We start from the raw sequence: 14,010 nt of genomic DNA, 5'->3' as shown, positions 1-14,010 counted from the left end.
CCATTATTCAACACTCGTCTAAAATGGCTCTTTTTTATCCAATTTAACAAAATAGATTCATTCACCACAAAAAAAGAAGTTGAATGTAAAGTTAGTTAAACAAATAAATAAGCAAACAAGAATATTTGTAACCAAATATTAATAAAGGACAAAAGGTATAAAAAAAAGGCTGCCGATCGTTCAGCAGCCTTTTAGGTGACACATTTACTCTACGGTGACTGATTTCGCCAGGTTACGCGGCTGGTCAACGTCGGTGCCCTTAATCAGCGCCACGTGATAAGCCAGCAGCTGTAGCGGCACGGTGTAGAAGATTGGTGCAATAACCTCTTCCACATGCGGCAGCTCGATGATGTGCATGTTGTCGCTATCGGTAAACGCCGCGTCCTGATCGGCAAAGACATACAGCTCACCGCCGCGCGCGCGAACCTCTTCGATGTTGGATTTCAGTTTTTCCAGCAGCTCATTGTTCGGTGCGACGACAATCACCGGCATATCGGCGTCAATCAGCGCCAGCGGGCCGTGCTTCAGCTCACCGGCGGCGTAGGCTTCCGCATGAATGTAGGAGATCTCTTTCAGCTTCAGCGCACCTTCCAGCGCGATCGGGTACTGATCGCCGCGGCCCAGGAACAGCGCGTGGTGCTTGTCGGAGAAATCTTCTGCCAGCGCTTCGATGCGTTTGTCCTGCGACAGCATCTGTTCGATACGGCTTGGCAGCGCCTGCAGACCGTGCACAATATCCTGCTCAACGGCGGAATCCTGACCTTTCAGACGGGCCATTTTTGCCACCAACAGCAGCAGAACGGTCAGCTGAGTCGTAAACGCTTTGGTGGAGGCCACACCAATCTCAGCGCCCGCTTTGGTCATAATCGCCAGGTCGGATTCGCGCACCAGCGACGAGCCCGCCACGTTACAAATCGCCAGCGAGCCCAGGTAACCCAGCTCTTTGGTCAGGCGCAGGCCAGCCAGGGTGTCGGCGGTCTCACCGGACTGCGACAGCGTGATCACCAGGCTATTCGGGCGCACGGCGGATTTGCGGTAGCGGAATTCCGATGCGATTTCGACATCGCACGGCATACCGGCCAGCGATTCAAACCAATAGCGCGCCACCATTCCCGAGTTGTAGGAAGTGCCACAGGCGATAATCTGGATATGCTCCACTTTCGCCAATAGCGCATCGGCCTCCGGCCCCAGCTCACTCAGATCCACCTGACCGTGGCTAATACGCCCGGTTAAGGTGTTTTTGATCGCGTTCGGCTGCTCGTAGATCTCTTTTTGCATGTAGTGGCGGTAGATGCCTTTATCACCGGCATCGTACTGCACGTTTGATTCGATATCCTGACGCTTCACTTCCGCGCCAGTCTTATCGAAGATAGCCACGGTACGGCGGGTCACTTCCGCGATATCGCCTTCTTCCAGGAAGATGAATCGACGGGTTACCGGCAGCAGCGCCAGCTGGTCAGAAGCGATAAAGTTCTCGCCCATCCCAAGGCCAATCACCAATGGGCTACCGGAACGCGCTGCCAGCAGCGTGCTCGGATCGCGGGAGTCCATAATGACCGTACCGTAAGCGCCGCGCAGCTGTGGAATAGCGCGCAGCACCGCTTCACGTAAGGTACAGCCCTGTTCCATCTCCCAATGCACCAGGTGAGCAATCACTTCAGTGTCGGTCGCTGAAACGAAGACATAGCCGCGCGCTTGCAGCATTTCGCGCAGCGGTTCGTGGTTTTCGATGATGCCGTTATGCACCACCGCAATGTGTTCAGACACATGCGGATGCGCATTGCCTTCCGATGGTTCGCCGTGGGTTGCCCAACGGGTGTGGGCAATACCGGTGCCGCCGGACAGCGGTTGTTCTTCCGCTGCCTGAGCCAGCATCTGGACTTTTCCCAGACGACGCAGACGGGTCATATGACCTTCTGCATCCACCACCGCCAAACCCGCAGAGTCGTATCCACGGTATTCCAAACGACGGAGGCCTTCGAGAAGGATTTCAGCTACATCACGTTGCGCGACTGCGCCAACAATTCCACACATAAGTTTATGTTCCGATTTTTTACGCGTTGTCGGTCAACCTGTTGCCCGTATACCGGGCGCCCCGAGCCTTGTAGAGAGTGGGGTTATTTTTATAGGTACTGCATGGTGGGCGGGAGATTATGTTATCTCCTCGCCTTTGTTGCCTGATGCGGCTACGCCTTATCAGGCCTACTTCTTAATCTTCACCGGACGCTGCCAGCCTTGCTTGTGTACCTGCGGTACGCGGCTCAGGACCAGTTCGTTATCCGCGACGTTGCGGGTGACGGTAGTCCCGGCGGCAATCGTCACGCCTTTACCAATGGTGACCGGCGCCACCAGCTGGCTGTCGGAACCAACAAAGACGTCATCGCCAATAATGGTTTTAAACTTATTCGCGCCATCGTAGTTGCAGGTAATGGTCCCCGCACCGATATTCACGTTGTCGCCAATTTCCGCGTCGCCGAGGTAGGTCAGATGGCCGGCCTTCGAGCCTTTACCCAGACGCGCTTTTTTCATTTCGACGAAGTTACCGACGTGAGCGCCTTCCAGCAGTTCAGCGCCCGGACGCAGACGCGCAAACGGCCCGATGGTGCAGGCGGCTTCCAGATGCGCATCTTCCACCACGCTGTACGGACTGATTTCACAGTCATCGCCGATGGTAGCGTTTTTAATCACACAGCCCGCGCCGATTTTGACGCGATTGCCCAGCACCACGTTGCCTTCAAGGATAACGTTAGTATCAATTTCGACATCGCGCCCGTGAGACAAGGTACCGCGCAGATCAAAACGCGCCGGGTCACGCAGCATCACACCCGCCAGCAGCAGCTTTTCAGCCTGCTCAGACTGATAAATACGTTCAAGGCGGGCGAGCTGCAGACGGTTATTCACACCGTCGGTTTCACTGATACGCGCCGGATGCACCGCGGCAATTTCACGCCCTTCCTGATACGCCATGGCGATAATATCGGTGATATAGAACTCGCCCTGCGCATTGTTATTGTCGAGCTTCGCCAGCCAGCGCTTCAGATCCGCGCCGTTGGCAATCAGGATACCGGTGTTAATTTCCTGAATCTGACGCTGTGCTTCGGTGGCATCTTTATGCTCGACAATACCGGTCACTTTGCCGTTTTCACGGGTAATGCGGCCATAGCCGCTCGGATCGTCCAGCACCACCGTCAGCAGACCTATTCCGCCCTGCGGCTTGGCTTCGCGCAGACGCTGCAGCGTTTCTACCGATATCAGCGGTACGTCGCCGTACAGCATCAGAATATCTTCGTCATCCGCGAAGAACGGCGCAGCCTGCTGCATCGCATGACCGGTGCCCAGCTGTTCCGCCTGCAGCACCCAGTTCAGGTTGTCGTCGGATAAGGCTTGCTTAAGCAAATCACCGCCGTGACCGTACACCAGGTGAACCTGGTTTGCGCCAACATGATTCGCGGCATCAATGACATGCTGCACCATCGGCTTGCCAGCCAGGGTGTGCAGCACTTTAGGAAGATCGGAATACATACGCGTGCCTTTGCCAGCGGCAAGGATCACAACGCTCATGGTACGGTTAGACATAGGTATCCTGTCTGTAGATTAAGTATGAAGTAAACCAGGTTCTTGTTGAAAATTCTACATATTTTGCAGCATGAAATGGCTTGCTGATAAAACGTTCAACATCCCCTTACGTCCTGACTTTCTGTCCTTATTTTCGTCTATATCAAATCTATTTGTCTTGTAAGAAATCAGACCCAGCGCCATATTCTGCGCTATCTCACTGCTTATCTTGTTTTTTTATCACCTGAATAAAGGATTAACCATTTCAAAACGACGTTTTATTTACTCATTATTGTGACGAGCAAAAAAGAAACAACGTTTTAATTTGTTGATAATTACGTCGATCAACCATTCAGGAAGATAATATGAACAAGAAGATACCTCTGGCTCTTACCCTTTGTAGTGCAGCGCTTTCTCTCGCGGCGCAGGCCCAGACGCCCCAGCAATGGAAGGCGATCGCTTTTGGGCAGTCTACTGACGTTAACTTCTCCTCCAACGTTCTTCCGGAGAAAGTGGGCGTAAACAACGTCACTATCGATGGTAAGACGCTGACATCACAGCAAATTGCCGACCTCAGCAAACCTATCACCATCGAAAGTCGCGGCGGCAAAATCGCCAACTCGCACGACGGTTTGACCTTCTTCTACACCACGTTACCGAGCGATGAGAACTTTGTGCTATCGGCCACGGTAACCGTCGATCAGTTTGGCCCGGAAAACGGCGCTAAACCGGCCGCACAGGAAGGCGCGGGGCTACTGGTGCGCGATATCATCGGCATTCCACGCCAGGAACCGCTGAAAGAAGGCTATGAAGAGTTTCCTGCGGCATCGAATATGGTGATGAACGCCATTATGACCCAGGACAAGAAAGATGATTACCGCGTGAAGCTACAGGCGATCGCACGTAACGGTATAACCCAACCATGGGGTAACGCCGGGTCCGAGATTAAGAAAGTCAGTTACAAGGAAGGGGTTGATCTGCGTCAGTCGCCTACGTTCCGCCTGAAGCTCGAACGGACGAATGACGGCTTCGTTACCGCCTGGGCGCCGGAGGGAAGTGAAGAGTGGGTGACTGAGCGCGTGCCGCACGCAGATATGATCTCCGTGCAGGATAAAAAACAGTATTACGTGGGCTTCTTTGCGTCACGTAATGCCAAAATTACCGTTAAAGACGCTTCGCTGACCACCTCTGAGGCGAAAACCGTGGCCTCTAAACCGTTCGTCGCCAAATCATGGCCGGTGGTGATGCAGGTCGCATCGGGCAGTAAGAGTCTGACGCCAGAGTACACGCTTCAAGCGCGTGCCAACTACGACGGGCTGTTTACCGTTCGGCATAATGAAGTGGTGATCGGGGAGAATAAAGCGGTGAAGGCCGGCGAGATGTTCACTCAGCCCGCCACGCTGAAAGAGAGCAATACCTTCCAGGTGACCTTTACCCCCACCAGCGGTAAAGACCGGACGCCGGTTGAGCAGCAGTTGACCGTTAACCAGCAGAAAGGTATCTCCACCAGCACGCTGTACGCGGCAGCAAACGGCAAGGCAGATGCAAAAGGTACCGCCGACGCGCCAATGGATTTGCAAACAGCCATCGTTCTGGTCGCGCCGGGCGGAAAAATTGTGCTGGCGGCAGGTGACTATCCGAAGACCGACATTCCGCTTTCAGCCAGCGGTCTTGAGAATGGTCGTAAAACGCTGGAAGCCAACGGTAAAGCGGTTATCCACGGTATGCTGCTGGACGGTAACTACTGGACGCTACGCGGCGTGGATATCACCGGGAAGAGCCTGCGTATTCAGGGCAGCCATAACCTGATCGAGAATGTAACGGCTTATCGCAATGATGATACCGGGATTCAAATTTCCTCGGTCGATAAGATTGGTCGTCCGCTGTGGGCAAGCTATAACCGCGTGGTAAACTCGGAGTCCCACAGCAACGAGGATCCAGGCAAGATCAACGCTGACGGTTTTGCGGTGAAGATGCGCGTGGGTGAAGGCAACCGACTGGAAGGATGCTACTCACACAACAACATTGATGATGGCTTCGATCTGTTTAATAAGATTGAGGACGGCGCCAACGGCGTGGTGGTAATCGAGAACTCTGTTGCCCGCGACAACACCAGCAACGGCTTCAAGCTGGGCGGCGAAGGGCAGCCGGTGGCGCACGAAATCCGCAACAGTATCGCGATCGGCAACCATCTTGATGGCTTCACCGATAACTTCAACCCAGGCAAGCTGGTGGTGGTCAATAACGTCGCCGTCGACAACCAGCGCTTTAACTTTATCTTCCGTCCAAGCCCTTATGGCGATGCATCTACGCAGGGTGTATTCAGCGACAACATTTCGCTGCGCAGCCAGCCGGGGAAATATGATGATGCGGTGGTGGGCAACATTGATGCCACGAACTACTTCATCGAGAAGGGCAAAAGCGTGAACACGGAAGGGAAGGAACTGCGTGCGCAAGACTTCCAGTCGCTAACATTACCACAGCCGCTGGAGCGTAATGCGGACGGCAGCTTTAAGACCGGTGATTTCCTGAATAAGGATTAAGGCGTAGGTTGTACTACTGGTCAAAATACAAAGGTCGCCGTAAGGCGACCTTCTTCATTTTTGGGTTCTGTTTACACCGCATGTGTTGTCGTTTTCGTTAGCGGTACAGCGCATCACAGAACAGCATCTGACCTACAGGTGGGCGGCCAGTGCGGTCATCAACCTTACAGGTTGAAAGTACCGAAAGAGATGTTCATAGAGCTGAAGAGAGCGATGATTTTGTTGATCAGTTTCATGATTTTTATCCTGCGATAGTAGTGATATTTTTTGTGACTCAACTCACAAAACAAAGTCTACTCCTCCGGATTTTATCGATCAACAGTTTTGTGACTCAAATCACAAAATATTTAAAATACCTTTTCAGTTTCATTTAAATTAAAACAAAGCATAAAAAAAGCCAGTCTGAAACCAGACTGGCTTTTTGACTTTCAAGCCGGTGTTACATCGCTTTTTTGGTCAACTCGATAACGCGCAGTTTAGCGATCGCTTTGGCCAGTTCCGCAGACGCCTGAGCGTAATCCACGTCACCATGAGAGCTCTTAATGTGCTCTTCGGCCTTACGTTTCGCTTCCAGAGCTCGCGCTTCGTCGAGGTCCTGGCCGCGAATCGCGGTATCAGCCAGTACGGTCACGGTGCCAGACTGCACTTCAAGAATGCCGCCGGACAGATAGATAAACTCTTCGTGGCCGTGCTGTTTAACGATGCGAATCATACCAGGCTTAATGGCGGTGAGCAGCGGGGCGTGGCCCGGGTAAATACCCAGCTCACCTTCGCTACCCGTTACCTGGATTTTCTCGACCAGACCAGAGAACATTTGTTGCTCTGCGCTGACGACGTCCAGGTGGTAAGTCATTGCCATATCACCCTCCGATTAAGGCGTTAAAGTTTTTTGGCTTTTTCCACTGCTTCGTCAATGGAACCGACCATGTAGAACGCCTGCTCCGGCAGGTGATCGTATTCGCCGTCCATGATGCCTTTAAAGCCACGGATGGTGTCTTTCAGCGAAACGTATTTACCCGGAGAACCGGTGAATACTTCTGCTACGAAGAACGGCTGGGACAGGAAGCGCTGAATTTTACGAGCGCGTGCTACCACCAGTTTATCTTCTTCAGACAGTTCATCCATACCCAGGATGGCGATGATGTCTTTCAGTTCCTGATAACGCTGCAGGATGGACTGAACGCCACGCGCGGTGTCGTAGTGTTCCTGACCAACAACCAGCGGATCCAGCTGACGGCTGGTGGAGTCCAGCGGGTCAACCGCAGGGTAGATACCCAGGGATGCGATCTGACGGCTCAGTACTACGGTTGCATCTAAGTGAGCAAAGGTAGTTGCTGGGGATGGGTCAGTTAAGTCATCCGCAGGTACGTATACCGCCTGTACGGAGGTGATAGAACCGGTCTTGGTGGAGGTGATACGTTCCTGCAGAACGCCCATCTCTTCCGCCAGAGTCGGCTGGTAACCTACCGCTGAAGGCATACGACCCAGCAGTGCAGATACTTCTGTACCGGCCAGGGTGTAACGATAGATGTTATCGACGAACAGCAGTACGTCACGACCTTCGTCACGGAATTTCTCAGCCATGGTCAGGCCGGTCAGAGCAACGCGCAGACGGTTTCCCGGCGGCTCGTTCATCTGGCCATACACCAGGGATACTTTATCGATAACGTTGGAGTCGGTCATTTCGTGGTAGAAGTCGTTACCCTCACGAGTACGTTCACCTACGCCCGCAAACACAGAGTAACCGGAGTGCTCGATCGCGATGTTACGGATCAGCTCCATCATGTTTACGGTTTTACCTACGCCCGCACCACCGAACAGACCGACTTTACCGCCCTTCGCGAACGGACACATCAGGTCGATAACTTTGATACCGGTTTCCAGCAGTTCCTGAGAGCTGGACAGCTCTTCGTAGGAAGGTGCAGCGCGGTGGATAGCCCAACGCTCTTCTTCACCGATGTCGCCTTTCATGTCTACCGGGTGACCCAGTACGTTCATGATACGACCCAGTGTTGCTTTACCTACCGGAACTTCGATCGGGTGCTCGAGGTCTTTAACTTCCAGACCGCGACGCAGACCGTCGGAGGAACCCATGGCGATGGTACGCACGATACCGCCACCGAGCTGCTGCTGAACTTCCAGCACCAGCACTTCATTACCATTCTGTACCTCAAGGGCTTCGTACACGCGCGGTACGGCATCCTGAGGGAATTCGACGTCAACTACGGCGCCGATTACCTGGACAATTTTTCCAGTAGCCATCTTGAATCCTCTACGAATTAACCTGGTTATACCGCGGATGCACCACCGACGATCTCGGTGAGTTCCTGAGTAATGCTGGCCTGACGAGCTTTGTTGTATACCAACTGCAGCTCTTTAATCAGGCTGCCGCCATTGTCGGTCGCGGCTTTCATCGCAACCATACGTGCGGCCTGCTCGCTGGCCAGGTTTTCTACCACGCCCTGATAGACCTGAGATTCGACATAACGACGCAGGAGGGTATCCAGCAGCGCTTTCGGATCGGGTTCGTACAGGTAATCCCAGGTTTTACGTTTCAGATCATCATCTTCTGAAGCCGGTAACGGCAGCAGCTGGGTGATCGTCGGCACCTGAGACATGGTGTTAATAAATTTGTTGCTGACAATATAAAGCTTGTCCAGACGACCTTCATCGTAGGCCTGCAACATCACTTTTACCGGACCGATCAGTTCGGACAGGGCTGGTTTATCGCCCATACCGGTAACCTGAGCGACAATGTTGCCACCTACGGAATTAAAGAAGGACACACCTTTAGAGCCGATCATTGCGAGGTCGCACTGAACGCCTTTTTCGGTCCATGCCTTCATATCCGCCAGCAGTTTCTTGAACAGGTTAATGTTCAAGCCACCGCACAGACCACGGTCGGTAGACACCACCAGGTAGCCCACGCGCTTAACGTCGCGTTCTTCCAGGTACGGGTGCTTATATTCCAGATTACCGTTCGCAAGGTGACCAATCACTTTGCGCATGGTATCTGCATAAGGACGGCTGGCCGCCATGCGATCCTGCGATTTACGCATTTTGGAAGCGGCGACCATCTCCATCGCTTTAGTGATCTTTTGCGTGTTCTGGACGCTTGCGATCTTACTACGTATCTCTTTTGCGCCGGCCATGAGCTTCTCCTCAATGCCTACGGCCTGCCCTAAGACAGGCCGTCAGACTTTACCAGGATTGGGTTGCTTTGAAGGAATCGAGGATGCCTTTCAGCTTGCCTTCGATTTCGTCGTTATAGCCACCGGACTGGTTGATCTCTTGCATCAACGGAGCGTGATCACGGTCGACGTAAGCCAGCAGAGCGGCTTCGAAGCTACCGATTTTCGCCAGTTCTACATCCGCCAGATAACCACGTTCTGCCGCGAACAGAACCAGAGACTGCTGCGCGACGGACATCGGCGCATACTGTTTCTGTTTCAGCAGTTCAGTTACTTTCTGACCGTGGTCCAGCTGCTTACGGGTTGCATCGTCAAGGTCAGATGCGAACTGGGAGAATGCTGCCAGTTCACGATACTGTGCCAGTGCGGTACGGATACCACCGGACAGTTTCTTCATGATCTTGGTCTGAGCTGCACCACCAACACGGGATACGGAGATACCCGGGTTAACCGCAGGACGAATACCGGCGTTGAACAGGTTGGTTTCCAGGAAGATCTGACCATCGGTAATGGAAATTACGTTGGTCGGAACGAATGCGGAAACGTCACCAGCCTGCGTTTCGATAATCGGCAGCGCGGTCAGAGAACCGGTTTTCCCTTTCACTTCACCTTTGGTGAAGGTTTCAACGTATTCGGCGTTAACACGCGCAGCACGCTCCAGCAGACGAGAGTGGAGGTAGAATACGTCGCCCGGGAATGCTTCACGTCCTGGTGGACGGCGCAGCAGCAGGGAGATCTGACGGTATGCGACAGCCTGTTTAGACAGGTCATCATAAATGATCAGCGCATCTTCGCCGCGGTCGCGGAAGTATTCGCCCATTGCGCAACCGGCATACGGTGCCAGGTATTGCAGTGCAGCAGATTCAGACGCGGTTGCCACAACAACGATGGTGTTAGCCAGCGCGCCGTGTTCTTCCAGTTTACGTACCACGTTAGAAATGGTGGACGCTTTCTGGCCGATAGCCACGTAGACGCACTTGATGCCGGAATCACGTTGGTTGATGATGGCGTCGATTGCCAGCGCGGTTTTACCGGTCTGACGGTCGCCGATGATCAGTTCACGCTGACCACGACCGATTGGGATCATGGCATCAACGGATTTATAACCGGTCTGAACCGGCTGATCGACGGACTGACGTTCGATTACGCCCGGTGCGATAGCTTCAACGGCGGAGAAGCCGTCGTTGTCCAGCGCGCCTTTACCATCGATTGGTGCACCCAGGGTGTTAACCACACGGCCCAGCAGGCCACGGCCAACCGGAACTTCCAGGATACGACCAGTACACTTGACGGTCATGCCTTCGGCAAGGTCAGCGTACGGACCCATAACTACAGCACCAACGGAGTCGCGCTCCAGGTTCAGTGCGATAGCGTAACGGTTACCCGGCAGGGAAATCATCTCACCCTGCATACAATCGGCCAGGCCGTGGATGCGGATAACACCGTCACTTACAGAAACAATAGTACCTTCGTTGTGAGCTTCACTCACAACATTGAACTGAGCAATGCGCTGCTTGATCAGTTCGCTGATTTCGGTGGAATTCAGTTGCATGCTCCAGTCCCCTTAAGACTGCAAGACGTCTGCAAGGCGTTCAAGACGGCCGCGTACGCTGCCATCAATGACCATATCACCCGCACGGATGATAACGCCTGCCATTACAGACTTATCGATTTTGCAATTCAGCTTAACTTTGCGTGACAGACGCTTTTCCATCGCGGCGGTGATTTTCGCGAGCTGCTCTTCACTCAACGCATTAGCGGAAATGACTTCTACCTCAGAGGTAGCTTCACTCGCGGCGCGCAGGTGTACAAACTGCTCAAGAACATCAGGGAGCACTTTAAGACGACCGTTTTCAGCCATCACCTTAATCAGGTTCTGACCGTTTTCGTCCAGTTGCTCACCGCATACTGCGATAAACGACGTAGAGAGCGTTTCTGGCGCCAGTGCGCCAGACAGAAGCTCTGCCATTTGTTCGTTCTTCGTCACTTCGGCGGCAAACGCCAGCATGTCCTGCCAGCGATCTACGCTTTTGTGTTCGACGGCAAAGTCAAAAGCTGCTTTGGCGTAGGGGCGAGCTACCGTAACAAATTCAGACATCAGCCCCTCCCTCCTTACAGTTCAGCGACAAGTTTATCCACGATGTCGCTGTTAGCAGCTTCATCCACGGAACGTTCGATGATCTTCTCGGCGCCAGCAACAGCCAGGATAGCGACTTGCTTACGCAGTTCTTCGCGAGCACGTTTACGCTCGGCGTCGATTTCTGCCTGAGCCTGTGCCACGATTTTAGTACGTTCCTGCTCTGCTTCAGCTTTGGCTTCGTCCAGGATCTGGGAGCGACGTTTGTTCGCCTGCTCGATGATAACCTGGGCTTCCGCTTTTGCTTTTTTCAGCTGGTCGGTCGCATTGGCCTGTGCAAGGTCCAAATCCTTTTTAGCTCGTTCTGCAGAAGAAAGACCGTCAGCAATCTCTTTTTGACGTTTTTCGATGGCAGCCATTAACGGCGGCCATACGTATTTCATGCAGAACAGAACGAACAGGACAAACGCGATGGCCTGGCCGAGGATTGTTGCGTTAAGATTCACAGCACAATGCCTCTTATCTAGTTAACGTTCTGATATTGCTCTTACTTAATTCAAAGCAACGCTTACTACGCGACAGCGAACATCACGTACAGACCCAGACCTACAGCGATCATCGGGATAGCATCCACCAGACCCATAACGATAAAGAACTGAGTACGCAGCAGAGGAATCAGATCCGGTTGACGCGCTGCGCCTTCCAGGAATTTGCCCCCGAGGATGCCGATACCGATCGCAGCACCGATTGCCGCCAGACCCATCATCACAGCGGCAGCCATGTACAGCAGATCCATATTCAGGTTTTCCATGACAGTCTCCAGTTTGTTTCAGTTAAAACGTAGTAGTGTTGGTAAATTAATGCTCTTCAGACGCCATCGACAGATAGACAATCGTCAGAACCATGAAGATGAAGGCTTGCAGCGTAATGATCAGGATGTGGAAAATGGCCCAAGGCACATTCAGAATCCACTGTGACCACCACGGCAGCAGGCCAGCAATCAGAATGAAAATCAGCTCACCGGCATACATGTTGCCGAACAGTCGCAGACCCAGAGATACTGGTTTGGACAGCAGGCTTACCCCTTCAAGGATTAAGTTGACAGGAATAAATGCCCAGTGATTGAACGGCTGCAGTGTCAGCTCTTTAGCGAAGCCACCGATGCCTTTCATTTTGATGCTGTAGAACAGAATCAGGATAAACACGCCCAGAGCCATAGACAGGGTAATGTTTACGTCCGCAGACGGAACCACGCGCAGCGCCGGCAGGCCCAGTATATGCTCAGCAATATACGGCAGCAGGTCGATAGGCAGTAAGTCCATCAGGTTCATCAGGAAGACCCAGACGAAGATAGTCAGGGCAAGCGGGGCGATAACCTTGCTTTTGCCATGGTACATGTCTTTGACACTGCCATGAACGAAGCCGATTACCAGCTCAATCGCGGTCTGAAATTTACCTGGTACGCCGCTGGTCGCTTTTTTGGCAACGCTACGGAACATAAGCAGGAACAACAGACCCAGCACCACCGAGAAGAACATGGAGTCAATATTGAGCGTCCAGAAGGTGGCTGGGGGGTTATGCGGATCTACCAGCGAGAAAGTACGCAGGTCCAGCTGAAGGTTATTCAGGTGGTGCCCTATGTATTCCTGCGGCGTCATATTTTCAGAAGCCATGATGCCTTTTACCCTTTGTTGTTAATTACAGCGGGTGCCAGTATCTGAACCACTAGCACCAAAATCCATGTAACGATCAGCGGTAAGAATACCGCCTTTAAAACCGCCAGCGCCACAATCAGTAACACCAGCATCGCTAGCACCTTAAACGCTTCGCCGAAGGCGAACGTCCAGGCCACTTTGCCCTTCGCGGGTGTATGCACCTGGTGACGCCAGGCAAAAATCATAAACAACATATTAGGCAGTAACACTGCCAGGCCTCCACACGCGGCGGAGATGCCCCAGAAGGGGTCTTTTAGGCTGAACAGCAATCCGCTTGCTATCACTGCCAGAAGCTGAATGAACAGAAGCTTACGAGCAACGTTTCGACTCACGAGCGACATAGACATCACGTTTCTACTCCTGCTCCCTTTGAGGTATGCCGCGTGTCGTATAAAACGTTCTTTAAAGCTCGGAGTCAAGCATCAAAAAGCGGTCAAATTATACGGTGACGCCCCGTGATTTCAAACAATAAGTAGCCAAAACGTGAATAAATATTTAAATATTTTTCATTCACGCTATTTTTCCACTTTTCGCCAAAGTGTGAACGATCGTACAAAACTGCAAATACAGCTAAAACAGTGGTTACAAAGCGTGCACGAGATCACATATTAAACATTTTAGCGCTCATCATCTGTATCAACGTAGCAAAAGATGACATCTCATCGTTTTGATATCTAAGACGAAATCAGAGCACTCTTTTAAAAACAGGTAGAAACAGAACAAAAACCATTCATTGACATTCATAATAACTTATTAACATGACAAAATGGCTAACGTGATGACTTATAGCACGCTGATATTTTCCATGTTTACTATTTTCATCATTAACAAAAAAAGCTTGGTTATTGAGAAGATAAAAACACGTTAAACCTGAGTTAAATTAAGCGAGTCACTGGCGCGTAGTGTCGCCAATTTGTTAACACCAGAGA

The 14,010-nt window shown here is 52.3% G+C and carries 12 protein-coding genes; 1 reads left to right on the top strand and 11 read right to left on the bottom strand.

Translation table 11 applies throughout. The features are described from left to right. Nucleotides 1-204: 204 nt before the first annotated feature. Together glmS and glmU are read right to left on the bottom strand one after the other, a co-directional pair. Nucleotides 205-2,034 (bottom strand): glutamine--fructose-6-phosphate transaminase (isomerizing), encoded by a 1,830-nt coding sequence (gene glmS / locus NNN71_RS19610; protein WP_271459146.1) that lies wholly within the window; start codon nucleotides 2,032-2,034, stop codon nucleotides 205-207. Nucleotides 2,035-2,202: 168 nt separating this feature from the next. Then, the gene (gene glmU / locus NNN71_RS19605) at nucleotides 2,203-3,576 is read right to left on the bottom strand and encodes a bifunctional UDP-N-acetylglucosamine diphosphorylase/glucosamine-1-phosphate N-acetyltransferase GlmU (protein WP_163449337.1); all 1,374 of its coding nucleotides are present in this window, start codon (nucleotides 3,574-3,576) and stop codon (nucleotides 2,203-2,205) included. Nucleotides 3,577-3,920: 344 nt separating this feature from the next. Here glmU and NNN71_RS19600 point away from each other — a divergent pair, with 344 nt between their 5' ends. Continuing rightward, nucleotides 3,921-6,098, top strand: a complete 2,178-nt coding sequence (locus tag NNN71_RS19600) for a right-handed parallel beta-helix repeat-containing protein (protein WP_271459145.1) — start codon at nucleotides 3,921-3,923, stop codon at nucleotides 6,096-6,098. A 439-nt stretch (nucleotides 6,099-6,537) separates the two neighbouring features. Here NNN71_RS19600 and NNN71_RS19595 read toward each other — a convergent pair whose 3' ends face one another. The 9 genes from NNN71_RS19595 to atpI form a co-directional block, all read right to left on the bottom strand. Continuing rightward, complete coding sequence (locus tag NNN71_RS19595) at nucleotides 6,538-6,957, bottom strand: F0F1 ATP synthase subunit epsilon (RefSeq protein ID WP_064540602.1); 420 nt, start codon at nucleotides 6,955-6,957, stop codon at nucleotides 6,538-6,540. Nucleotides 6,958-6,977: 20 nt separating this feature from the next. Next, nucleotides 6,978-8,360 carry a F0F1 ATP synthase subunit beta gene (atpD, locus tag NNN71_RS19590; protein ID WP_064540598.1) on the bottom strand — a complete coding sequence of 461 codons (1,383 nt, stop codon included), beginning with the start codon at nucleotides 8,358-8,360 and terminating at the stop codon, nucleotides 6,978-6,980. A gap of 26 nt (nucleotides 8,361-8,386) precedes the next feature. Then, entirely contained in the window at nucleotides 8,387-9,250 is an 864-nt protein-coding gene (gene atpG / locus NNN71_RS19585) for a F0F1 ATP synthase subunit gamma (RefSeq protein ID WP_035893615.1), read from the bottom strand. Between the two features lie 49 nt (nucleotides 9,251-9,299). Next, a complete protein-coding gene (atpA, locus tag NNN71_RS19580) occupies nucleotides 9,300-10,841 on the bottom strand; it encodes a F0F1 ATP synthase subunit alpha (RefSeq protein WP_064540595.1) in 1,542 nt (513 codons plus the stop codon). Between the two features lie 12 nt (nucleotides 10,842-10,853). Then, nucleotides 10,854-11,387: a F0F1 ATP synthase subunit delta gene (atpH, locus tag NNN71_RS19575; protein WP_064540592.1), complete on the bottom strand. Its 534-nt coding sequence runs from the start codon at nucleotides 11,385-11,387 to the stop codon at nucleotides 10,854-10,856. A 14-nt stretch (nucleotides 11,388-11,401) separates the two neighbouring features. Beyond that, nucleotides 11,402-11,872: a F0F1 ATP synthase subunit B gene (gene atpF, locus NNN71_RS19570; RefSeq protein WP_064540589.1), complete on the bottom strand. Its 471-nt coding sequence runs from the start codon at nucleotides 11,870-11,872 to the stop codon at nucleotides 11,402-11,404. A gap of 65 nt (nucleotides 11,873-11,937) precedes the next feature. Then, nucleotides 11,938-12,177 (bottom strand): F0F1 ATP synthase subunit C, encoded by a 240-nt coding sequence (atpE, locus tag NNN71_RS19565; RefSeq protein ID WP_000429386.1) that lies wholly within the window; start codon nucleotides 12,175-12,177, stop codon nucleotides 11,938-11,940. 46 nt (nucleotides 12,178-12,223) lie between these two features. Beyond that, the gene (gene atpB / locus NNN71_RS19560) at nucleotides 12,224-13,039 is read right to left on the bottom strand and encodes a F0F1 ATP synthase subunit A (RefSeq protein WP_005121454.1); all 816 of its coding nucleotides are present in this window, start codon (nucleotides 13,037-13,039) and stop codon (nucleotides 12,224-12,226) included. Nucleotides 13,040-13,047: 8 nt separating this feature from the next. Further along, nucleotides 13,048-13,428, bottom strand: a complete 381-nt coding sequence (gene atpI, locus NNN71_RS19555; RefSeq protein ID WP_064540586.1) for a F0F1 ATP synthase subunit I — start codon at nucleotides 13,426-13,428, stop codon at nucleotides 13,048-13,050. Between the last annotated feature and the right edge of the window lie 582 nt (nucleotides 13,429-14,010).

This window comes from Kluyvera sp. Awk 3, from assembly GCF_028069715.1.
GTDB lineage: Bacteria > Pseudomonadota > Gammaproteobacteria > Enterobacterales > Enterobacteriaceae > Kluyvera > Kluyvera georgiana_A.
This window is presented reverse-complemented; position numbering and strand designations above follow the sequence as displayed.